The following is a 21,551-nucleotide window of genomic DNA, read 5'->3' as shown; positions in this document are numbered from 1 at the left end:
TGTTCATTGGAAGCCCCCCGCATGCTCGTCCTGATCCAGCGCGTCAGCCAGGCCGCCGTCCACGTCGAGGGCGAAGCGGTGGGGCAGATCGGTCCCGGGCTGCTGGCGCTGGTCGGCATGGAGCCGGGCGACAGCGAGGCCCAGCTGCAGCGCATGGCCGAGCGCCTGCTGGGCTACCGAGTGTTCGCCGACGAGGCCGGGAAGATGAACCGGTCGCTGCGCGACACCGGCGGCGGCCTGCTGCTGGTCAGCCAGTTCACCCTGGCCGCCGACACCCGTTCGGGCATGCGGCCCAGTTTCACCACGGCCGCACCGCCGGACGAGGCTGAACGCGGGTTCAACCGATTTGTCGGGATCTGCCGTGAAAATCACGCCCCAGGGGTAGAAACGGGCCGATTTGGTGCCCATATGGTCGTCAGCCTGGTCAATGACGGTCCTGTGACCTTCCTTCTCAGGCCCTGAAGCCGCCGGGACCACCGCCCGGCAGGCGGGGCCCCGGGCTGGTATAATGCTACGTTCCCTATTTCCTACCCAGCCGGTGGCGCGAGCACTACATGGCCAACGAACGTCCTGCCCAATCCGAAATCAAGCAACTGATCAGCAAGGGCCTGGAACAGGGCTACCTGACCTACGCCGAAGTCAATGACCATCTGCCGGACGACATGGTCGACCCGGAACAGATCGAAGACATCATCGGCATGATCAACGGCATGGGCATTGATGTCCATGAAGTTGCGCCGGATGTGGAGACCCTGCTTCTCAACGACGGCAACACCGGCAACCGCGAAGTCGATGACACTGCGGCCGAAGAAGCCGCCGCCGCGCTGAGCGCGCTCGACACCGAAGGTGGCCGTACCACCGACCCGGTGCGCATGTACATGCGCGAAATGGGCACCGTCGAGCTGCTGACCCGCGAAGGCGAAATCGCCATTGCCAAGCGCATCGAGGAAGGCCTTTCGCAGGTGCAGGCCGCACTGGGCCAGTTCCCGGTCTCGGTCGAGTCGCTGCTGAACGACTACGAAGCCCACAAGGAAGGCAAGAAGCGCCTGGCCGAAGTGATCGTCGGCTTCAACGACCTGGCCGACGAAGAGCCGGCGCCGCCGGCGGCCGCTGCCGATGACAGCAGCGATGCCGACGCCGAAGGCGACGAGGACGAGGACGATGATGTCGACGGTGGCGAGGAAGAAGCCGCACCGACCGGTCCGGATCCGGAGGAAGTCGCCGCGCGCATGCAGGCGCTGAGCGATGCCTTCAACGCCTTCAAGAAGGCCGCGACCAAGGGCGACAAGAAGAACCTGCCGCGTCTGCGCGAAGAAATGTCGGCGGTGTTCGTCACCCTGAAGCTGCCGCTGCCGCTGACCGACGTGCTGACCAAGCAGCTGCGCGACACCATGGCCGACATCAAGGCCCATGAGCGCCGCGTGCTGAACCTGGCCACCGTCACCGCACGCATGCCGCGCAAGGACTTCATCCGTTCCTGGGAAGGCAACCAGACCAACCTGGAGTGGGTGGAAGACGCACTGAAGCGCAAGCAGAAGTGGTCCTCGGCGCTGCGCGAAGTGAAGGACCAGATCATCGCCGAACAGCAGGCGACGATCGATATCGAGACGCTGACCCAGCTGGACCTGGAAGAGCTGAAGGAAATCAGCCGTGCCATGGCCTACGGTGAAGCCAAGGCGCGCAAGGCCAAGAAGGAAATGGTGGAGGCCAACCTGCGCCTGGTGATCTCGATCGCCAAGAAGTACACCAACCGTGGCCTGCAGTTCCTCGACCTGATCCAGGAAGGCAACATCGGCCTGATGAAGGCCGTGGACAAGTTCGAATACCGCCGCGGTTACAAGTTCTCGACCTACGCCACCTGGTGGATCCGCCAGGCGATCACCCGCTCGATCGCCGACCAGGCACGCACCATCCGTATTCCGGTGCACATGATCGAGACGATCAACAAGTTGAACCGCATTTCCCGCCAGATGCTCCAGCAGTACGGCCGCGAGGCCACGCCGGAGGAGCTGGCCAAGGAAATGGACATGCCGGAAGACAAGATCCGCAAGGTGATGAAGATCGCCAAGGAGCCGATCTCGATGGAAACCCCGATCGGCGACGACGAGGATTCCCATCTGGGCGACTTCATCGAGGACACCAACGTGGAGTCCCCGATCGAGAACACCACCAACATCAACCTGTCTGAAACCGTGCGCGACGTGCTGGCCGGCCTCACCCCGAGGGAAGCCAAGGTGCTGCGCATGCGCTTCGGCATCGACATGAACACCGACCACACGCTGGAAGAAGTCGGCAAGCAGTTCGACGTGACCCGCGAGCGCATTCGTCAGATTGAAGCGAAGGCCCTGCGCAAGCTGCGTCACCCGAGCCGCTCGGAGCAGCTGCGCAGCTTCCTGGATATCGACTGATTTCCGGGTTGCGCTGATGTGTTGAGAGAAACCCCGCTTCGGCGGGGTTTTTTCTTGGGTGGTGCCGGGCCGTGCCCGGTGGATTAGCATGGATATTCGTATTGGTTACGTAACACTAATCGCGATTCTGATTGCCGTGAATCTCAAGTAATTCTTTGAAAAACAAGGAATTGGGAGTACTTGGTTGCTTGCGTAGCCTGAACATTTGCGCTAAATACGTAACACTATTCCGCCAACTAACTCCGCCATGGCCCGCCCCGCGCTGTTGCAGCCCCAGGACCTGATCGCCCAGCTTCCCCCCGGTCAGCCAGTGCCGGCGGCGGTCCTGGCCGAGCGGCTGGGCGTAAACCGCATGACCCTCAGCCGCCTGGTTGCCGCCAGTGGCGGCCAGGTGGTGCGGCTGGGCCAGACCCGCGCGACCGCCTACGCGCTGCGCCAACCCTCACGCGCCGGCAGCGAATGGCCGCTGTACCGGCTGCGCGAAGATGCCACGCTGGAAGAGCTGGGCCGGATGATCGCGCTCAGTGGCGATACCTTCCACGTGGACGCCAGCCGCGCGCGCACGAACCTTCAGCGCGCACCCGAGAGCGACCTGCCCGGTTTCTTCCCGGGTCTGCCCTGGTACCTGGACGACCTGCGGCCGCAGGGATTCCTGGGCCGCAGCTTCGCCCACGGCCGCGGCCGTACGCTCGGCCTGCCGACGGACCTCAATCGATGGCTGCGCGATGATGTACTGACGGCGCTGGTGCAGGGCGGTGGCACCGAAATCGGCGATCTGCTGCTGGGCGGCGAAGCCGTGCAGGCTGCTCTGGCCGCACTGGACGCACCGCCGGACCGCGTGGATGCCGCCGTCCGCACGCGCCAGTACCCCGAGCGCGCCCGCGCCGCCCTGGCCGGCGAAGACGTCGGCTCATCGCCGGGCGGCGAGCAGCCCAAGTTCACCGCCACCGTGGAAAGCGCGGGCGGCCGACGCGCGGTACTGGTGAAGTTCGCCCAGCCCGATGGCGGCGACGCTGCGCAGCGCTGGGCCGATCTGCTGGTGTGCGAACACCTGGCCCTGCAGACCCTGCGCGACGCCGGCATGAATGCTGCCCACAGCGAACTGCTGCAGACGTCCACGCATACGTTCCTGGAAGTGGAGCGGTTCGACCGCACCGCCGATCTGCTGGGGCGACGTGGCTTTGTCTCGCTGCTGGCGCTGTCGTCCGCGTTCACCGGCGAAGCAACGCTGGACTGGCCCGCTGCCGGTGCGCAACTGCAGGCAATGGGCTGGCTGTCTGCGCGCACCGTGCAGGCGATGGCGAGGCTGCATGCGTTCGGGCGCCTGATCGGCAACAGCGACATGCACCAAGGCAACGTGGGCTTCCACTTTGTGGATCGCGGCGCGCTGGCATTGGCGCCGGCGTACGACATGCTGCCGATGTCGCTGGCGCCGTCCCGGCTGGGTGTACTGCGGCAGGACCTGCCCCTGGAAGCCGTGGCGCCGCGTGGCAGTGGCGAGCTGGAACACCTGCGCTGGGCGGCACCGCTGGCCGCTGAGTTCTGGGAGCGCGTGGCGGGGGATGCGCGTGTGCGGGCGGCTGGGCTGCGTGCGTTGGCGGCGATGAATGCCGAGCGGGTCAGGGCGATGGGGGTGCGGTTTGGGTGATATCGGATGACGCATCTCCCGCACTTCCAATGGCTGAACCGCTCGTACTATCTTGGCGCTGCGCCTTGTGACGTACTTGGCTTTGAGGATTGTTGGAATCTGATCGCAGAATTTTCCTGCGCGCCGCGCTCGATCAGTCGAATTTCCAATCCGTTCAAAGCGTTGGATCTTCCGGAAGCTGCGTGCTCTTCCAGAGTGTGTCGCAATCAGCAATTGAGCCCTCTACCTTCCTTTCTGCACAGTCCTTCGCAGGTGCTCAACACACCTTCGTAGGCGGATGGCAGGCCGCAACAGCAGGCTGTCCAAGGTCAAATCGCATCACTCGCCATCCCGGTGAGCTGGAAGGTTTCTGGCCGGGTGGCGCGCAGTCATACAAGACACCGCAAGGAGGAAAGCTGCGGGCGGCCCTACGACCGTGTTGAAGCGCCCGGTCGCCTCTCTCAACAGGAGGCGGAAGAGGTTCGACAAATCGTAGGAGAGCGAAGATGGGACTGAAGTCGAGAGCGGGTGGAGATTCCGATGAAAGGAAGCGGGCGGACGACTGTGACTTCGTGCCGTTGATGGACTGGGATGAGGTGCTGCAGGACGAGCGTGAGGATCGACTAGGGTTCGCCCGGCGCACAACGTACGACTTGCTGACGCTGTCGGGTTCGGGACTGGTTGAGGGGTTTGGTGGCAGCGACCAGCCGGCACTGGAAGCAGCGAGAAAGGCTGTGGCGCTGTTCCAGGCACACCTGCGGCAGATGCAGCAGTTCGCGGAGATTGCCGAAGTGCGCCTGGAGAGGGTGGCCAAGGCGCTCGCTGCTGAGGTCTGAGTAGCCGGGCGGGGGCGCGCTCCACTACACTGTGGCGCTGCGCAGGGCCTATAGCTCAACGGTTAGAGCAGGGGACTCATAATCCCTTGGTTCCAGGTTCGAATCCTGGTGGGCCCACCAGCGCCGCCATCGCCCGCCAGCCTTCAACACCACGCTCACACCCGCAGCGCCACGCTCAGGCCTCTGCACGGAGGCTCGCCATGGAACCCACCATCCGCATCGCGTCGTCTTCCGACCTCCCCCAGGTTGCTGCACTCTTCAACGAGTACCGGCAGTTCTACCAACAGCCCGCCGATCTTGAACTGGCCACCAGCTTCATGCGTGAGCGGTTGCAGAGCGGCGATTCACTGGTGCTTGTAATCGAAACCGAAGACCACGGAATCGTCGGCTTTACCCAGCTGTACCCACTGTTCGATTCCGTAAGTGCACAGCGCAGTTTCATTCTCTATGACCTGTACATCGCGCAATCGGCGCGCCGCCGGGGCCTGGCCCGCGCACTGATGATCGCAGCAACGGACGAGGCACGCCGGCGTGGTGCCGGCCGGTTGGAACTGCAGACCGGCCGCAGCAATCTGCCTGCCCAGCGGCTCTATGAAGGCCTGGGTTGGCAGCGCGACGACGCATTCTTCGTCTACGCGATTCACCCGTAAGGAGCGCCGGGCGCCGGGCGTCTGCGGCAAAGCCAGCTTGACAGTCCGCCCGCCAACATGGACCTTCCCCACCATGACTATCGATATCGAATCGCTCAGCCTGCGCGAGCTGGGCGCTCTGGTGGTGGCTGCCGAACAGCGCAAGGCCCTGATCACCACCCGTCGCCCGGCCGCAGCGGTGCGCCGCCTGTTGAAGGCCGCCGCAGCCGAAGCCGGTTACACCATCGAAGAACTCTTCGGCGAAGGCGCTGCCGAAGACGCCGCACCCGCGCGCAGACCCGCCCGCCGTAAATCGGCCAAAGTCTCGCCAAAGTACCGCGATCCGGAATACAAGCGTCTGACCTGGAGTGGCCGCGGGCGCATGCCGCGTTGGCTGGCGGCCAAGGTATCCAAGGGCCACAAGGTCACCGATTTCCTGATTCCCGGTCTGGCCAGGCCGACGGCGGGCAAGACCAGCACCATCGGCAAGCGCACCGTCATCAAGAAAGCTTGAGGCCTGCATCCCACTGCGCATGCGACGTGGGGCTGCCTGCCTTCGCACCCGCACCTGAATCGATCTAAGATGCGCCTATCGATCCAGCACGGGAGCGCACGGCATGGCGTTGGGCACGTGGATGATGGCCGCCTGCATGGCGGCGGCAGGGGCAACGGGTGCGCAGACCGCGCCGGCAGTCACCTCGGGTAATCCGATCCTGCCGGGCTGGTATGCCGACCCGGAAGCAGCGGTATTCGGAAACCGCTATTGGATATTCCCGACCACCTCGACGGACTACGAAGCGCAGACCACCTTCGATGCGTTTTCTTCGCCCGATCTGCTGCACTGGACCAAGCATGCCGACGTACTGAACGCCAGGGCGGTACCGTGGGCCAGGCGCGCGATGTGGGCGCCTTCGGTGGTGGAGAACAAGGGAAAGTACTACTTCTTCTTCGCCGCCAACGATATCCAGAACGATGGCGAGCTCGGCGGCATCGGCGTGGCCGTGGCCGATCACCCGCAAGGGCCGTACAAGGACCTGCTCGGCAAGCCGCTGGTGGACGCGTTCCACAATGGCGCACAGCCCATCGACCAGTTTGTCTTCCGCGATGACGACGGCGCCTGGTACATGATCTACGGCGGCTGGAAGCACGCCAACATCGTGCGCCTGAAAGACGATTTCAGCGGTGTGCTGCCGCTGGCCGATGGCACGCTGTTCAAGGAGATCACGCCGGCACCGGAGTACGTCGAGGGCCCGCTGATGTTCAAGCGCGGTGGACGCTACTACTTCATGTGGTCCGAAGGCGGTTGGGGTGGGCCGGATTACTCGGTGGCCTACGCCATCGCCGATGCACCCACCGGGCCCTTCAAGCGCATCGGCAAGGTGTTGCAGCAGGACCCTGCCATCGCCACCAGTGCCGGCCACAACTCGGTGATCCAGGTGCCGGGCAGTGACCGCTGGTACATCGTCTACCATCGCCGGCCGCTGGGAGACCGCGCGCGCGACCATCGGCAGACTGCCATTGAACGCCTGCAGTTCGATGCGCAGGGGCACATCCTGCCGGTGAAGATCACCCGCGAGGGGGTACCGGCCGATCCGCTGCGCTGAGCCGGAACGGCGCCAACCGCGCTACCCTGCGCGGGTCCTCAGCGCAGGGAGTCACCAGATGGCAGACAACGGCAACATGACGATCACACCCAGGGCCTTGTATATCGCAGGCGCCGTGGGTGTGCTGATCAGCGTACTGGCGTGGTCGGTGGAATGGAGCGGGCTGGCCTATGTCTGCCCGTACTGCCGCGTGCAGCGCACGGTCATCGGCGTGCTGGGCGTGCTGCTGCTGTTCGCGCGGCCTGGCCGCATCGTGGTGCCGTGGCTTGGTTACACGTGCGGCGGTTTCGCTTTCGTGGTGGCAGCGATGCAGCACTTCAACGGCTGGAAGCGCATTTCTGCCGGGGAGTTCAGCCTCAATGCGCAGTGGTACATCGACCCGTGGCTGCTGTCCGGCTGCGCGATGCTGATCCTGGTGGCGCAGCTGATGCTGGTGCAGGCGGCCTGCCGACGCCCGCTGCATTCCCGGATGGAGGTCCGCTGATGCGCAGTCCCTGCCTGTGGTTGGTTCTCTTCCTCCTTCCCGGTGTCTCGGTCGCTGCATCCGACGACGCTGTTTCGCCCAGGCGCCCATCGGTGGAAACCCTGCAGCGCCTGATCGTGGACAAGGCGCCGCAGACACGCGTGGAAACGCCGGACAGCGAACGCATCACCGCGCGCCGCATCGATATCGTCGACGAGCAGGGCGTGATCCGCATGACGTTGTCCGGCAAGACGCCGGCGCCGATCATCGACGGCATCCAGTACAAGCGCGCCTTCAACGTGGCTGGCATGGTGCTGTACGACGACAAGGGCAGCGAGCGCGGCGGCTTCGGCACCGCCGATGTCGACGGTGGCATGGCGGTGCTGGCGCTGGATCATCCGGCCATGGATGCGATCGGGTGGCGGGTGTCACCCGATGGGCAGGTGAGCTTTTCGATCAACCAGGCGCCGAAGCTGATCCGCGAGCCGGCGCTCGACAACAAGCTGATTCCCGGCGTGCAGGCACCGACCCGTATCGGCCTGGTGGTCGGCGCCGATGGCACGCCGGCCATTGCGCTGAACGACAAGGCCGACCGCACCCGCCTGCGCCTGACGGTCACCGCCGAAGGCTATGGCGCGATCGAATTCCTTGATGCGCAGGGCAAGGTGATCCACACCTTGGCACCGGAGGCCGAGCTGCGTCGCTGATACGGTGGCAGGGCCGGTTGGCGCCTAGCCGCGCCGGCCGCGCCCGTCGATGCTGTAGCGCCCGGCGCCGGTGCACGCCAGCAACAGGAAGCCACCGGCCAGGCCCAGGTTCTTCAGGAACATGATCTGCTGGGTCGCATCGCCGAGGTTGTGGTGGAAGACGAACGCGGTGACCAGGCTGAAGCCGGCCAGCACGATGGCGACCAGCCGGGTCTGGAAGCCGAACAGGATGCACAGGCCGCTGACGATCTCGAAGATGATGGTCGGCCACAGCAGGATGCCGGGCACGCCCATGGTTTCCATATACCCCTGGGTGCCGGCCAGATTGCCGAGCTTGCCCAGCCCGGAGACCAGGAACAGCGCCATCAGCAGCAGGCGGGCAAGCAGGTAGGCAAGCGAGTGCGATGAGTGGCTCACGGGAGGTCCTTGCGGATGGCCGACGAACGCGATCGGAGCCCACCGGCGGTGAAGCCTGTGTGTAGGTGGCGCTACGCATTCTGGAACACCGCCAGCTGCGCGGCGAACGCACGCTGGTAGGCGGGGCGCTGCGTTGCGCGCGCCACATACGCGGCCAACGCTGGGTACTCATCGACGATGCCGCTGCTTTTCAGCCGCAGCAGCACCGAGACCATCATCAGGTCGCCAGCGCTGAACCCTCCGTCAAGCCAGGTGGCAGCGCCCAGCGCCGCCGACAGCTGCGACAGCCGCGTGCGCACCCGCTCATCGAGCATCGGCAAGCGCTGCGCATACCAGGGCTGCTCACGCTCCAGCACCCAGGCCATCGAGCGTTCGACGATCGGCGGCTCCACGGTGTTCAAGGCGGCGAACAGCCACATGATCGCGCGCAGGCGGGCGTCCGGATCGGCCGGAAGCAGACCGGGATGCTGCTCGGCCAGGTGCAGGACGATCGCGCCGGACTCGAACAGCACCCGCTCGCCCTCCTGCCAGGTGGGAATCTGGCCGAACGGATTACGGGCCAGATGGGCGGGCTGCTTCATCTGCGCAAAGCTGAGCAGTTGCACGTCGTAGGCAATGCCCAGTTCCTCCAGCGCCCAGCGCACGCGCATGTCACGGGCCAGGCCCTGGCCGCGGTCGGGGGAGGTGGCGAAGGCGGTGAGGGTCGGGGACATCGCTGTACTCCTGCAGACGGAAGGGTGTGCCTTTGTTGTTCCGACGAGTGACGGTGTCGGGAATCGACAGCGACCACACTGACCTGCACCTCGCCTGCACGCGTTCTGCACGCAGGCGCTGTCGCCCATCCCGCAGTCTGCCGGGGTCATCCACAGAGGCAGGCAGGAAAGCCATGAATACCCCCGGAAAACCCAAGCCCAGCTGGCGCCAGAGAAATGTGCTGATGGGAGCACTCGCTGCCGTGCTGTTGATCGTGCTGATCATCCTCTTCGTGCCCTGGTGACCACGTGAGGTCGGTTTGATGTGAGCCGCACGCGGCTGTGGCGTGAAGCAGTCAGTGCGGGTTGGGTGAAGTGAGGCAGGCATCAATCGCTGCTCACCCGCGAACCACACCAACCTGGCCACAGTGGTCCCACAGGCAGCGCAGTCAACGCTGCTTTTCTCCCCCGATCCGAAGACAGGAGCAACGCCATGAGCACCCAGTCCACCATCGAACATCGCCTCAACGACCTGATTGAAATTGCCCGCGATGGCAAGTCGTTCTACGAGGAAGCGGCCACCAAGGTGAAGGATGCCGAACTGTCGGCGCTGTTCGTCCGCATCGCCGGCGTCAAGGGCAGGATCGTCGCTGCGCTGAGTGGCTCGGTGGCCGCCAGCGGTGGCAAGCCGGCCGAGCACGGCACCCTGGTCGGTTCGATGCAGCAGTTCTACGGCAAGGTGCGCGCGGCGTTCGGCGACACCAACTACGGCTATGTGGCCGAACTGGAAGAATCCGAGGACCGTCTGCTCGGCGCATTCAAGGATGTGCTGAAGGAGAACGATCTGCCGCCGGCGGTGCGCCAGGAAGTCACCCAGCTGCTGCCGGACGTGCAGGAGTGCCACAACGTGATGCGCGCGCGCAAGCACGCGATGAAGGCGGCCTGATCATCGGGCGCAGGATGTAAAAAAGGGGCGGCCGTGAGGCCGCCCCAACCCGTCAAACGCAGGTTGTGTCAGAAGCGGATCGACCAGCGTGCATTGGCACCGTGGTCGCGGCTTTCACTGCCGAACTGGCCGCTGTAGCCCAGTTCCAGCTGCTGGCGCGGACTCAACCAGGCCGCCAGGCCGATCTCGGCCACCACCGCGCTGTCGGCAATCGGTGCACCGTTCACCGCAAACGTGGTCGCGCCGTCAGCGAAGGCCAGGTTGGCCACCTGGCTGCGGTCACCCGAGGCACGGCGATAGCCGACGCCGCCGCGCAGGTGCAGCCAGCTTTCCTGCTGGAACGACGCCTTCAGGCCCTTGTCGAAGCGCACGCCGGCGGTGGCGATGGTGGTGCCGGTGTCATCCACCTCGCCACGCAGTGCCGCCGCGCCGCCGCGTTCGTTGATGCGCTTGAGGTCCACTTCAACGCGCGCCACCTGCAGGTACGGCTCCAGCCCGGCTTCCGGCCCGCCGAAGCGGTACCCGGCCTCGATGAAGGCCTGGCGGGTGCGGGCGTCGTAGCGTGCGCTCAGGCTGTCGCTGAAGCCAGCAAAGCCGACTTCGCGCGTGCTCTTCACTTCGTGCTGGCTCCATGCCACACCGCCGCGCAGGCCGAAGCCACCCCAGCTGTGGCTGGCGTAGGCACCGAAATGCGTGTTGTCGATCTTCGACTTGGCGCGACGGTCCTGCTGCTTCACGTCGGTGCGGCCGGTACCGGCCAGCACACCCAGCTGCCAGCCGGAGACCTCGCGGTCGATGCCGACCAGCAGGCCGTTGCTGTTGGCTTCGGTACGGGCGGTGTTGAAATCACCGTCCAGCTTGCCGTTGCCACCGATCGCCTGGACCCAGGCACCGGTCGCATCGCCGGTCTCGGCACCGGGCGCGGCGGCACCGGCACGGCGCGACAGCGCGGCATCGCGCACATAGCGGCTGCCCTCGACCAGGGCCAGAGCGGTGGCCGGATGCAGCTCGCCACTGAGGCCGTCAAGCACGCCGCCGACCTGCTGCGGGAACAGCTGGGTGAGCGGCTTGGGCAGGCCCTGGTTGATCGGCAGCAGGTCAGCGGCACCCGCCACTGCGCGCTGGTTGGGGGTGGTGGCAGCGGTAGTCAGGGAAGCACCGCGGGCAACGTCGATACGCGCACCATTGGCGCCGTAGGCCAGGCTGAACTGCAGGAACGGCGAGAACGCGCTGAAGTCGGTCTTGGCGAACTGGCCGCTGACACCGCCGTCGGCGCGCAGGAAGTTGAACTGTTCGCCGAGGTAGTACACGCCCGGTTCCGGTAGTGCGACCAGAGTACCGCCGAGCGTGGCGGTGCCGGTGACGTGCAGCTGGTCGCTGCGGCCACCCGGAGCCAGTTCCGCGGCATACACGCCGGTGGCGCCCTGCACGTAGTTGCCGTTGATGGTGAGTGTGCCGATCGAGTTGCCCGGTGCGATGATGCCGTCCACGCGGGTGGTGCCCAGCGTACCGATGCCCTTCAGCAGGCCGTTGGCGCCGACCGTGGTGGTGCCGCCGGTCTGGGTGCCGTTGAATGACACCACGCCGCCGTTGACGGTCAGGCTGCTGTTCTTCAGCAGGCCGCTGCTGCTGACCGTGCTGACGCCGCCGCTGGTGTTCAGTGCGGTGGAGACCAGGCTGCCGTTGAGCAGGAACTGGCCGCCCTGCACCTCGACCGCTGACGTCAGCGTGTTGGTGCCATTCAATTCCAGCGTGCCGTCGCGCAGCATAGCGCCGTTGAAGCTGTTGTTGCCGCTCAGGCGCAGCCAGCCGATGCCGGACTTGGTCAGCTTGCCGGGGCCGCCGATGTCATTGGTCCAGTTGTCCCAGGCGTCGCCTTCCCAGACCTTCAGGCCACCGGCCTTCTGGTTCATCACCACGTTGGTGTCCACGCGCAGCGAGCCGTAGCCTTCGATGGCCTTCTTCAGATCGACCATGCCCCAGCCGTAGATTGGATCGATGCCTGCTGCACCCAGGTCGCGCGCGGTGGTCAGCAGCACGTCGCGCACCTGGGCGTTGTCCAGATACGGGAAGCGCTCCATCAGCAGGCCCAGCGCGCCGGTGATGTGTGGCGCCGCCATCGACGTGCCCGTCTTGGTGCCATAGACGTACTGGGTGTTCTCGCTGTCGATGATCAGGCGGACGTAGGCCGAAGTGTTCTCGACGCGGCCCTGGATATCACCGGACACGATGGTGCTCAGGATGTCGGTACCGGGAGCCGAGATGCACCAGTTGGCGGCAACGCCGCAGATGCTGGAACTGCCATCGATCACGTAGTCGGTTTCGCCCGCAGCAGCATTGGGCCGGCGGACGTTGGCCACTGCCAGCCAGTACGGTTCCAGTTCGGGCTTCCAGCGCGGCATGGCGGCCGTGATTCCGGCGACGGCGCCACTGCCGTTGCCAGCTGACCACACTTGGATGAGCGTGGAGCCGGGGGTATCGCCATTGCTGGCGTAGATGCTGCCGTACACGCCGTAGTCGGCACCGATGTTGGCGTACTGCTGGTCCAGCGCGGCGGCGGTCATGTTGCGCGTGGAGATGCCCCAGCTGTGATTGATGGCGCGCACGCCCTGCGCCTGGATCTGCGCATACATGTCCAGCGTCGCGGCGTCGTCCGGATCAGTTCGATAGACAGCACGCGGACGGTAGTAGTTGTCCGGATCCAGGCGCCACTCGTAGTAGGTGTCGCCAAACACCCGGGCGGCGGTGAGGTCTGAACCAAATGCCACGCCGTGCATACCCGTGCCATCGCGGTTGGCACCGATGGTGCCCAGCACATGCGTGCCGTGGTCGGCATAGCTGAAGCCGTACGGCTGGCCGGCGGCGATCAGGCGTGCGGCGAGTGCTGCCGGAACGCCGGCGCCGAGACCGTAGTAGTTGTAGCCGGGCTGTTCGCCACGGGTCTGCCCGCAAGCACCGGCACCTGCGACTACGCCCGGTGTCGCGCAGTCCGCGCCGATGGTGATGCTGGAAGTGTTGCGGCCGGAGAATTCGGGATGGGCCAGTGCCGAACCGGAGTCGAACAGCGCCAGGCGCACGCCCTTGCCAGTCAGGCCGCGTGCGTAGGCATGGTCGGCCCCCATCGCAGCCAGGCCCCAATCGGCATTGAATTCGTCACTGCGCCAGCTTGCCGGGTCACCCGGGTTGCCGAGAATGGCGGGGGGAGTCGCCGCAGGGGCAGCGGCCGTCGCTGCCGGTGCCGTGCCGGTGGCAGGTTGCGCCCACGCAGCCTGCAGTTGGCGCTGCTGCTGCCAGGCATCAAGTGATTCGCTGGCCAGGGCGGGCAGCGCGGTAGCCAGCAGCAGCGAACTGGCAACGGCAAGCGCCAGCGGGCGGTGCGACAGGGAGCGGGACGAACGGCCGTACAGCGGGTGATTCATCGGACAACTTCCTTGGTTGACGGACAACAACGCCGTTAACGCCAAGGCGGGGCAACACCCCCCAGTAATGTGAAGGTAATTTTATGAACGCGTTAATTTTGCGTGACAGAGGCGTTCACGTGGTCTCCCGACGGCCGCTTTACCGTGGGCCGGCCTGGGCTCACCAGGCTTATCAAGGAGTGATATCGATGCGTACTTTCAGGAAAGTGATCACGGCGGCGGTGTTCGCGTTGGCCTGTACCGGTTCGGTGGCCGTGGCCGGGCCGGTGGAACCCTGCGACCGGCCGTGCTGGCGGGCCTACCAGGCGTGCTTGTCCACCGGCGGAGATGCCACCGAGTGCGAGCAGGCGTACAACACCTGTGTGATCGATCTCTGCATGGGCGTGTGAGTCGCGCCGGTTGAAGCGGCATGATGTGGGGCCCCGTCAGCGACGGGGCTCTTCTGTTTCCGCCGAAGGAGTCTCATGGCTGTCAAACGTGTCGTCGCCAACATCGCCACCCCGGACCCGTCACGTGCGGCGGCCTTCTATACCGGTCTGCTGGGCATGCCGGTGGTGATGGACCACGGATGGATCGTCACCCACGGCGGCCAGGGCAACGCGCTGGCCCAGATCAGTTTCGCCAGCGAAGGCGGCGGCGGTGCGCCGGTGCCGGACCTGTCGATCGAGGTGGACGATCTGCAGCAGGTGCTCGACCGCGTGCACGCGGCTGGCATCGCACTGGAATACGGGCCGGCCGACGAGCCGTGGGGCGTGCGTCGCTTCTTCGTCCGCGATCCGTTCGGGCGCCTGCTCAATATCCTGGCTCACCGCTGAGCGAGGCAGGCGGCCCGTCCGTAGCCCGCTCAGCCCTGCTGCCGCGGCGAGCGTTCGGCCAGCGGCTCATCGGCCGGTTGTTGCTGTTGCTGCCGCATGCCTGCGTGGCGGGCGTGACCTCCTTCGCGGCCGATGGCGGCCATGTGCTGGCGGTCGCGGCTGATGGCCTGGCCGCCCTTGCGGCCGGCAAGGCGCGCTTCGGCCGGGCTGAATTCGTGCGCATTGCCGGAGGCATGCGCTGCACGGCCGCCCTTGGCGGCGATCGCGCGCTGCTTGTCCTGGTCCATCGAAGCGAAGCCGCGTTGGGAAGTGCCGCGCTGCGGGTCGGCCATGGGAACTCTCCAGAGCAGGGAGGAAAGCAGCATCCTTGCCGATGCCCGGCTAAGGCCATGTCCGCGCGGGCGGCGCAGCCTTCACGCCACGCCGCAGTTGCGTTCACGCGCCGCTACGGTAGCGAACACAGCGTTGGCGGCGGTGCTATCGCAGATGACCGATGGCTTGCCTAGAATCGCAGCATCCCGGTAGTTCCCGGGAGCCTCGAGTGAATGGACTCAATGAAGATTCTGTTGACCGGCAGTTCCGGGCGGATCGCACGCGCGATCTTCGGTGCGCTGGCGGCGACCCATGAAGTGGTGGGGCTGGATCGCAGCCCATTCGCCACCACCCGCATCATTGCCGATGTCGCCGACCGCCAGGCTGTGGCGCGCGCGGTGCAGGGTGTCGACGCGGTGATCCACACCGCCGCCCTGCACGCACCGCACGTGGGCCTGGTGCCCGATGCGGTGTTCCAGCAGATCAATGTGGACGCCACGGCCCACCTGCTGCAGGCGGCACGCGAGGCGGGCGCACGGCGCTTCGTGCTGACCAGCACCACGGCGCTGTACGGCCATGCGGTGGTCGCCGGCGGCTGCCGTTGGATCGACGAAGATACCGAGCCGTTGCCGCGTACGATCTACCACCGTACCAAGCTGCAGGCCGAGGCCCTGGCCGAGGCTGCGGTGGCGCCCGGGTTCAGCGTGCGCGTACTGCGCATGGGCCGCTGCTTCCCCGAACCTCCCGAACGCATGGCGATGTTCCGCCTGCATCGTGGCCTGGACGCGCGTGATGTGGCCAGCGCACACGCCACGCTGCTGCTGGATGCGGGCGAGGGGTTCGCGCGTTACGTCGCCTGTGCGCCCACCCCGTTCCGGCGCGAGGACTGCCTGGACCTGGCCGCGCGCCCGCGCAGCGTGCTGGCCCGGCGCGCCCCGCAGCTGCTCGCCGAGTTCGAGCGCCGTGGCTGGCCATTGCCGCTCAGCATCGACCGCGTCTATGACAGTGCGCGGTTGCGCAGCGAGCTCGGCTGGCAGCCGCGCTTCGGCCCGGATGATGTGCTGCAGCAGTATGCGGCCGGCAGCATCGAGGTCCTGCCGCGCGCGCAATGGATCAAGGACCGCGTGGCCGAGTAGGCGCAGGTGGCTGTGCGGGCCGCGCTTCATGCCCCGTCCCTGAGCGGATTCAGCAATGTGTAGGCGCGGCGACTCAACCTCGTGGGTACGCGGCCGCTAACCCGGTGCGCTTCCAGTGCCGGGCCAGACCCGGCCGCTGGGGGCCCGCGCGACGGATCGCGCGCCTGCGCGGCGCCTCGCGGTGCCGGTCGTCCTGAACTGCCTTGCGGACCCTTCCATGCCTTCTTCCCGCTCCGCCGCTGCCCGCCGCCCGGGCAGCATCGCCCACAAGCTGATGCTGGGCACTGCCCTGATCGCGCTGCTGTGCTTCGGCCTGACCGCCTTCCTGATCTACCGCCAGGCCAGTGCCAGCCTGATCGACGCCTCGCGCCAGACCATGACCAGTGAGGCCAATGCGGAGGCCCGCCAGGTCGCCGCCGACCTGGGCACCGCCTTCGCCAGCAACGATGCGATGGTCGAAGCCGTGCTGGCCCAGCGCGCACGCGGCGACGTTCCCGACCGCGCCAGCCTGGCCGCGGTCCTCGGCGAGCAGCTGCGCACCCATCCGGAATGGCTGGGCAAGAGCACCATGTGGGAAGCCGAAGCGTTCGATGGCAAGGATGCCGAGTTCGCCAACACCGAGATGCACGACGCCACCGGCCGCTACATGAGCTACTGGGCCTGGCACGAGGGCAAGCCGCAGCAGTCGACCATGACCGACTACACCGAGGCCGCTGACGGTTCGGCCGACTGGTACGTGGTGCCCAGCCGCGACAAGCTGCCCAAGGTCAGCGAACCCTACGCCTACGACATCGCCGGCCAGCAGGTGCTGATGAGCACGCTGAGCTCGCCGATCGTGGAGAACGGCACCTTCCTGGGCGTGTTCACCGTCGACTTCTCGCTGGCGGCCTTGCAGAAGCACCTGGCCACGCTGAAGCCAATGGGCGCCGGCCATGTCGAACTGCTGTCACCCAAGGGCGTGGTGCTGGCCTCGGCCAATGCCGCCGAGATCGGCAAGCCGCGTACTGATGCATTGACCCGCGGCATGCTGGCCGACATCGCGGCCGACCGCCGCTTCGAGGCGTTCACCCCGGATGCCGAGGGCAACGTGCGCGTGTACGTGCCGTTGCGCGTAGGCGATGCACCGCAGCGCTTCGCGCTGGGGGTGGTGATGCCGCATGCAGTGATCGTGGCCGAGGCGCGCCAGCTGCTGTGGCTGACCCTGCTGGTGGGCGTGGTGGCGGCGCTGACGCTCAGCGCCGGCGTGTATGTGCTGCTGCGCCGGCTGGCGATCCGCCCGTTGGCCGAGGCCGTGCGTGTGGCCGGTGATGTGGCCGCCGGCAAGCTGGACAGCACGCTGCCGGCGCGCAGCAACGATGAAGTGGGCCGCCTGCTGGACGCGATGCAGGGCATGCGCGGCCAGTTGCAGGCGGTGATGGCCGCACAGGCGGAAATGGCGCAGCGCCATGAGGCCGGTGAACTGAGCTATCGCATGGATGCGACCGCGTTCCCGGGCGAGTACGGCCGCATGGTCGCCGACAGCAACCAGCTGGTGGCCGCCAGCAATGCCGTCACCCAGCGCCTGGTGGAGGTGATGCAGCGCTATGCGGTGGGCGATCTGAGTGTGGACATGGAAGCGCTGCCGGGCGAGAAGGCGGTGTTCACCGCTGCGATGGCCACCACCAAGCACAACCTGGCCGCGATCAACGAGCAGATCCAGCAGCTGGCGGCGGCCGCTGCCGCCGGCGATTTCGCGGTGCGTGGCGATGTGTCGCGCTTCGATCATGATTTCCGCCGCATGGTGGACACGCTCAACACCATGATGCAGGTCAGCGACCACAACCTGGCCGAACTGTCGACGCTGCTGCGGGCCATTGCCGCCGGAGACCTCAGCGCGCGCATGCACGGTGACTTCCATGGCGTGTTCGCGGTGATGCGCGATGATGCCAACAGCACCGTGCAGCAGCTGACCGGCATCGTCGGGCAGATCCAGCAGTCGGCCGCCAGCATCCGCCTGGCCGCGGGCGAGATCGCCGCCGGCAACAGCGACCTGTCACGCCGCACCGAGCAGCAGGCAGCCAACCTGGAAGAGACGGCGGCCTCGATGGAGGAACTGACCTCCACCGTGCGCCAGAACGCCGACCACGCACTGCAGGCCAATACCCTGGCCGGCTCGGCAGCCGGTGTCGCCAGCGAAGGCGGGCAGGTGGTCAGCCAGGTGGTGCAGACCATGGAGCAGATCGAAGCCTCGTCGCAGCGTATTGCCGAGATCATCTCGGTGATCGATGGCATTGCGTTCCAGACCAACATCCTGGCGCTCAACGCTGCCGTCGAAGCAGCACGTGCCGGTGAACAGGGGCGCGGCTTTGCGGTGGTGGCCAGTGAAGTGCGCGCGCTGGCGCAGCGCTCGGCCGGCGCCGCCAAGGAGATCAAGGAACTGATTGATGCCTCGGTGGCCCAGGTGGGCGCGGGCGCGCAGCTGGTGCACGGTGCAGGCCGCACCATGCAGGAGATCGTCGGCCAGGTCGGCCGGGTCAACGAGATCATGGCCGAGATCTCGGCGGCCTCGCGCGAGCAGTCGGCGGGCATCGAGCAGGTCAACCAGACCGTGGTGCAGATGGACGAGACCACCCAGCAGAACGCTGCGCTGGTGGAGGAAGCCAGCGCTGCGGCACGCGCGATGGAAGAACAGGCCGAGCAGCTGGCGGTGGCGGTGTCGCGCTTCCGCCTGCAGGCCGAACCGCTGCCTGCAGCGCGCCGCGCCGCCTGAACGGCGCCGTGGGCTGAAGCGATTCAGCTTCGGCAGACGGTCGGCAGGGGCGGGAATGAGGCGCCGGGACACCCCGGCGCCACCGTCGGTGACCCCACCGTTACCCACCCGCCTTGTTTTTAGGATAGGGTGCGCAGTTCCGCTGCCGTTCCAGCTGAACCCGGATGGCAGCGGGATGTCCATGGAGGTTGCATGACCACACCTGCTACACCGGAAAACGCACCGGGACCGGTGCTCCTGCCGACACCTGAAGTGGTGCAGGCACAACAACTGCTCGCACGCCAGCAACTGGCGGTGGCCATGGACCGTGCGCGCACGGCGGCCACGCAGAACGCGGCACCGGCCGCGCTGGAAAGCGAGTAACGCGCAACGGCAACGATCGCGCTGGCACATGGCCAGCGCGATCCCGACGCGCATCGATCAGAAGCGTGCGGTCATGCTGAAGAAGTAGCTGCGCCCCGCGACGAAGTAGTCGGTGGAGCCTTCGGCATACAGTTTCTTGTCGGCCAGGTTGCTGACGCCACCGCGCAGGGTCAGTACCTCGTTGACGTTCCATGCCGCGGTCAGGTCATACAGGGTGTAGGCCTTGAAGAAGGTGGTGGCCACGCCGGTCTGCTTGCCGGTGTACTGTGCCGACAGGCTGCTGGAAAACACCGTGTTGGGCGTCCAGTCCAGCGACGAGTATCCCGAGAATTCCGGGGTGTCGATCAGGTTGCGGCCGGTGGTCAGGTTCTTGGCTTCCTTCATCCAGGTCGCCGAGGTGCGCCAGCGCCAGTGCTCGCCGAAGCGCACGTTGAGGTTGCCTTCCATGCCGCTGGTACGCGCGCGCTGGACGTTGCTCATCCGCGTCCACCAGATGCCGTTGAACCGGCCCAGCGGCGCGTACTCGATCTTGTTCCTGAAATCGGTATGGAAGTAGGTCAGGCCGGCATCGACACGTTCATTGTCGAAGCTGATGCCGATCTCGCGGTTGGTGCTGGTCTCCGGATCCAGATCCGGGTTGCCGGCCATGTAGCAGCCGCCGCGGGTGTAGCCCAACGGGATCAGCGAGGTACAGCCACGACCGCCGGACTGGGTGGCGGCATTGGGCGAGTTCTCGGTCAGGCTCGGCGCGCGGAAGCCCTTGGAGATGCCGCCGCGGATCGTCCACTGCTCGGCCGGGTGCCAGACCAGGTAGGCACGCGGACTGACGTGGCCGCCGAATTTCTCGTGATGGTCCAGGCGTGCGCCCAACGTCAGTGCCAGGGTGCGGTGCAGCTTCAGTTCGTCCTCCACGAACAGGGCCCAGGTATCCACTTCCAGGCTCGAGCCATTGACCGGATTGCCGGCGTAGTCGATCGGCGCGCGGCCGATGGTATCGGTGTTGGTCAGTTCCTGGCGCTTCCACTGGCCACCGACGGCGAACTGGTGCTCCACGCCCAGCGTGAACGGCGTGGTCAGGCTGCCTTCGATGATGGTGTCGGTGGCCTCGGAGCGGCCGGTCGCGCCGATGTCATTCTTGTACTCGGTCCAGTACGCACTGATCCTGGAGGTGCCGAAGCTCCACGTGCCATCGTGGTTGAGTGCCAGCGAGCTGCGCTTGAGTTCACTGGCCCCCCAGGCGCCTTCGTCCTGCTGCTCCAGTGCGGTGTCGATGAAGGCCTGCTGCACGCCGTGGCCCGCTTCAAGCGATACGTCCTGCGCGTCGCTCAGTTTCCATTGCAGCAATGCATCGACGTTGCGGTCCTTCTCGCCGGCATAGGCATTGCCGTAGACACCACCGTTGGACCGGTCGGAATCGCGCCGCATGCTGTTGGCGCCGATGCGCAGCCCGACCCGCTCGCTGAGCGGGCCGGAGAACGTTGCGCCGATCTGCTGGGTGTCGCCGCGCGTGTCATCGCCGGGGCGGGTATAGCTGTGGGTGGCACTGCCGCGCCACTCATCGCCGATGCGCTTGGTGATGATGTTGATCACCCCGCCCATGGCGTCGGAGCCGTACAGTGAGGACATCGGCCCGCGCACCACTTCGATGCGCTCGATCTGGTCGGGCGAAATCCAGTTCAGGTCCTGGCGGCCCAGGTCCGGCCGGTAGTTGGTCGAGGCCGAGCTGCCCATGCGCTTGCCGTCCACCAGCACCAGCGTGTAGTTGGACGGCATCCCGCGCAGCTTGATCTTGGACTGTTCGCCAGCCGCACTCAGGCCGCCGGTGACGCCGGGCACGCGGCTGAGCAGGGTGGCCAGGTCGTGCACCGGCTGCCGCTCGATGTCCTCGCGGCTGATCACGCTGATGCTGGCCGGCGCATCCTTGATCCATTGCTGGTTGCCTGAGGCGGTGACCACCACGGTGTCCAGATCCTTGGTGGAGGCATCGGCGCTGGCCTCGGCGGCGGCCAGGCCGGGCAGGGTCAGCAGGCAGGCGGTGGCCAGGGCGTGGGCCAGGCGGGTACGCGGCAGGCGCGCGGAGCGGGGGTGGGACGGCAGGGACATGACGGCTTCCATGGGAGGTGGGGGACCCGGTGGAAGCAGCAGGCGCAGGCAATCGGCAGCCAGCCCCTTCCATGGGTCATCTGGGGTGCGCGGTTCGGACCGGCGCAGCTGGGTGGGTCTGGGCCGTGAGGAAGACGGCGACCTGCCTGGTTAATGAAATGATAACTGTTCGCGTTTGATACGATCCAGTACCCGGGGCGACATCGTGACATCCAGCGCGCACCGCGCCCGCTCGCCTGCTATTGGCTGAATGGGGAGAAATCCCGGCGTAGACCTTCGCACCCGGCTTACATCCGGCGCCCTAGACTGGGCCGCATTTTCGATT

The 21,551-nt window shown here is 66.4% G+C and carries 20 protein-coding genes and 1 tRNA gene; 16 read left to right on the top strand and 5 right to left on the bottom strand.

Translation table 11 applies throughout. From position 1 onward, the window contains the following. Nucleotides 1–21: 21 nt before the first annotated feature. From dtd to AC5YGJ_RS11110, 10 genes are all read left to right on the top strand, one after another. Nucleotides 22–462 (top strand): D-aminoacyl-tRNA deacylase, encoded by a 441-nt coding sequence (gene dtd / locus AC5YGJ_RS11155; protein ID WP_107231899.1) that lies wholly within the window; start codon nucleotides 22–24, stop codon nucleotides 460–462. A 92-nt stretch (nucleotides 463–554) separates the two neighbouring features. Continuing rightward, nucleotides 555–2,408: an RNA polymerase sigma factor RpoD gene (gene rpoD, locus AC5YGJ_RS11150; protein ID WP_249842752.1), complete on the top strand. Its 1,854-nt coding sequence runs from the start codon at nucleotides 555–557 to the stop codon at nucleotides 2,406–2,408. Nucleotides 2,409–2,655: 247 nt separating this feature from the next. Continuing rightward, nucleotides 2,656–4,056: a type II toxin-antitoxin system HipA family toxin YjjJ gene (yjjJ, locus tag AC5YGJ_RS11145; RefSeq protein ID WP_496186567.1), complete on the top strand. Its 1,401-nt coding sequence runs from the start codon at nucleotides 2,656–2,658 to the stop codon at nucleotides 4,054–4,056. 485 nt (nucleotides 4,057–4,541) lie between these two features. Beyond that, on the top strand, nucleotides 4,542–4,871 hold the full coding sequence (locus AC5YGJ_RS11140; RefSeq protein WP_496186566.1) for a hypothetical protein: 330 nt from the start codon (nucleotides 4,542–4,544) through the stop codon (nucleotides 4,869–4,871). Between the two features lie 44 nt (nucleotides 4,872–4,915). Next, nucleotides 4,916–4,991, top strand: a tRNA-Ile gene (locus AC5YGJ_RS11135). Between the two features lie 80 nt (nucleotides 4,992–5,071). After that, on the top strand, nucleotides 5,072–5,521 hold the full coding sequence (locus AC5YGJ_RS11130; RefSeq protein ID WP_496186565.1) for a GNAT family N-acetyltransferase: 450 nt from the start codon (nucleotides 5,072–5,074) through the stop codon (nucleotides 5,519–5,521). A gap of 73 nt (nucleotides 5,522–5,594) precedes the next feature. Continuing rightward, nucleotides 5,595–6,014 carry an H-NS histone family protein gene (locus AC5YGJ_RS11125; protein WP_496186564.1) on the top strand — a complete coding sequence of 140 codons (420 nt, stop codon included), beginning with the start codon at nucleotides 5,595–5,597 and terminating at the stop codon, nucleotides 6,012–6,014. 103 nt (nucleotides 6,015–6,117) lie between these two features. Then, nucleotides 6,118–7,104, top strand: coding sequence for a glycoside hydrolase family 43 protein (locus AC5YGJ_RS11120; protein WP_496186563.1), 987 nt, complete (start codon nucleotides 6,118–6,120; stop codon nucleotides 7,102–7,104). A gap of 58 nt (nucleotides 7,105–7,162) precedes the next feature. Beyond that, a complete protein-coding gene (locus tag AC5YGJ_RS11115; RefSeq protein ID WP_496186562.1) occupies nucleotides 7,163–7,588 on the top strand; it encodes a hypothetical protein in 426 nt (141 codons plus the stop codon). A 92-nt stretch (nucleotides 7,589–7,680) separates the two neighbouring features. Then, complete coding sequence (locus AC5YGJ_RS11110) at nucleotides 7,681–8,274, top strand: hypothetical protein (protein ID WP_496186561.1); 594 nt, start codon at nucleotides 7,681–7,683, stop codon at nucleotides 8,272–8,274. A gap of 24 nt (nucleotides 8,275–8,298) precedes the next feature. Here the strand turns inward: AC5YGJ_RS11110 and AC5YGJ_RS11105 are convergent, their stop codons facing one another. Next, nucleotides 8,299–8,691 (bottom strand): DoxX family protein, encoded by a 393-nt coding sequence (locus tag AC5YGJ_RS11105; protein WP_496186560.1) that lies wholly within the window; start codon nucleotides 8,689–8,691, stop codon nucleotides 8,299–8,301. 71 nt (nucleotides 8,692–8,762) lie between these two features. After that, nucleotides 8,763–9,404 (bottom strand): glutathione S-transferase family protein, encoded by a 642-nt coding sequence (locus AC5YGJ_RS11100; RefSeq protein WP_309338302.1) that lies wholly within the window; start codon nucleotides 9,402–9,404, stop codon nucleotides 8,763–8,765. Nucleotides 9,405–9,876: 472 nt separating this feature from the next. On the opposite strand from AC5YGJ_RS11100, the gene AC5YGJ_RS11095 reads away from it, so the two are divergent. After that, a complete protein-coding gene (locus tag AC5YGJ_RS11095; RefSeq protein ID WP_107231909.1) occupies nucleotides 9,877–10,329 on the top strand; it encodes a PA2169 family four-helix-bundle protein in 453 nt (150 codons plus the stop codon). 68 nt (nucleotides 10,330–10,397) lie between these two features. Here the strand turns inward: AC5YGJ_RS11095 and AC5YGJ_RS11090 are convergent, their stop codons facing one another. Then, nucleotides 10,398–13,748 (bottom strand): autotransporter domain-containing protein, encoded by a 3,351-nt coding sequence (locus AC5YGJ_RS11090; protein WP_496186559.1) that lies wholly within the window; start codon nucleotides 13,746–13,748, stop codon nucleotides 10,398–10,400. Between the two features lie 188 nt (nucleotides 13,749–13,936). Between AC5YGJ_RS11090 and AC5YGJ_RS11085 the strand changes: the two genes are divergently transcribed. Beyond that, nucleotides 13,937–14,137, top strand: a complete 201-nt coding sequence (locus tag AC5YGJ_RS11085) for a hypothetical protein (RefSeq protein ID WP_496186558.1) — start codon at nucleotides 13,937–13,939, stop codon at nucleotides 14,135–14,137. Between the two features lie 75 nt (nucleotides 14,138–14,212). Beyond that, nucleotides 14,213–14,563: a VOC family protein gene (locus AC5YGJ_RS11080; RefSeq protein WP_249842763.1), complete on the top strand. Its 351-nt coding sequence runs from the start codon at nucleotides 14,213–14,215 to the stop codon at nucleotides 14,561–14,563. A gap of 29 nt (nucleotides 14,564–14,592) precedes the next feature. On the opposite strand, the gene AC5YGJ_RS11075 is transcribed toward AC5YGJ_RS11080, so the two are convergent. Continuing rightward, nucleotides 14,593–14,895, bottom strand: coding sequence for a KGG domain-containing protein (locus AC5YGJ_RS11075; protein WP_409460527.1), 303 nt, complete (start codon nucleotides 14,893–14,895; stop codon nucleotides 14,593–14,595). A 222-nt stretch (nucleotides 14,896–15,117) separates the two neighbouring features. Between AC5YGJ_RS11075 and AC5YGJ_RS11070 the strand changes: the two genes are divergently transcribed. The 3 genes from AC5YGJ_RS11070 to AC5YGJ_RS11060 all read left to right on the top strand — a co-directional run bounded on the left by AC5YGJ_RS11070 (nucleotide 15,118) and on the right by AC5YGJ_RS11060 (nucleotide 19,123). Continuing rightward, the gene (locus AC5YGJ_RS11070) at nucleotides 15,118–16,011 is read left to right on the top strand and encodes an NAD-dependent epimerase/dehydratase family protein (protein ID WP_496186557.1); all 894 of its coding nucleotides are present in this window, start codon (nucleotides 15,118–15,120) and stop codon (nucleotides 16,009–16,011) included. Nucleotides 16,012–16,228: 217 nt separating this feature from the next. Beyond that, on the top strand, nucleotides 16,229–18,760 hold the full coding sequence (locus AC5YGJ_RS11065) for a methyl-accepting chemotaxis protein (RefSeq protein WP_496186556.1): 2,532 nt from the start codon (nucleotides 16,229–16,231) through the stop codon (nucleotides 18,758–18,760). 192 nt (nucleotides 18,761–18,952) lie between these two features. Beyond that, a complete protein-coding gene (locus AC5YGJ_RS11060) occupies nucleotides 18,953–19,123 on the top strand; it encodes a hypothetical protein (protein ID WP_169050326.1) in 171 nt (56 codons plus the stop codon). 57 nt (nucleotides 19,124–19,180) lie between these two features. Here AC5YGJ_RS11060 and AC5YGJ_RS11055 read toward each other — a convergent pair whose 3' ends face one another. Next, nucleotides 19,181–21,226: a TonB-dependent receptor domain-containing protein gene (locus AC5YGJ_RS11055; RefSeq protein WP_496186555.1), complete on the bottom strand. Its 2,046-nt coding sequence runs from the start codon at nucleotides 21,224–21,226 to the stop codon at nucleotides 19,181–19,183. Nucleotides 21,227–21,551: the final 325 nt, after the last annotated feature.

The organism is Stenotrophomonas sp. CS3K5 (genome assembly GCF_059515225.1).
The sequence above is the reverse complement of the archived record's forward strand: the minus strand, read 5'-3'. Positions and strand labels throughout refer to the sequence as shown.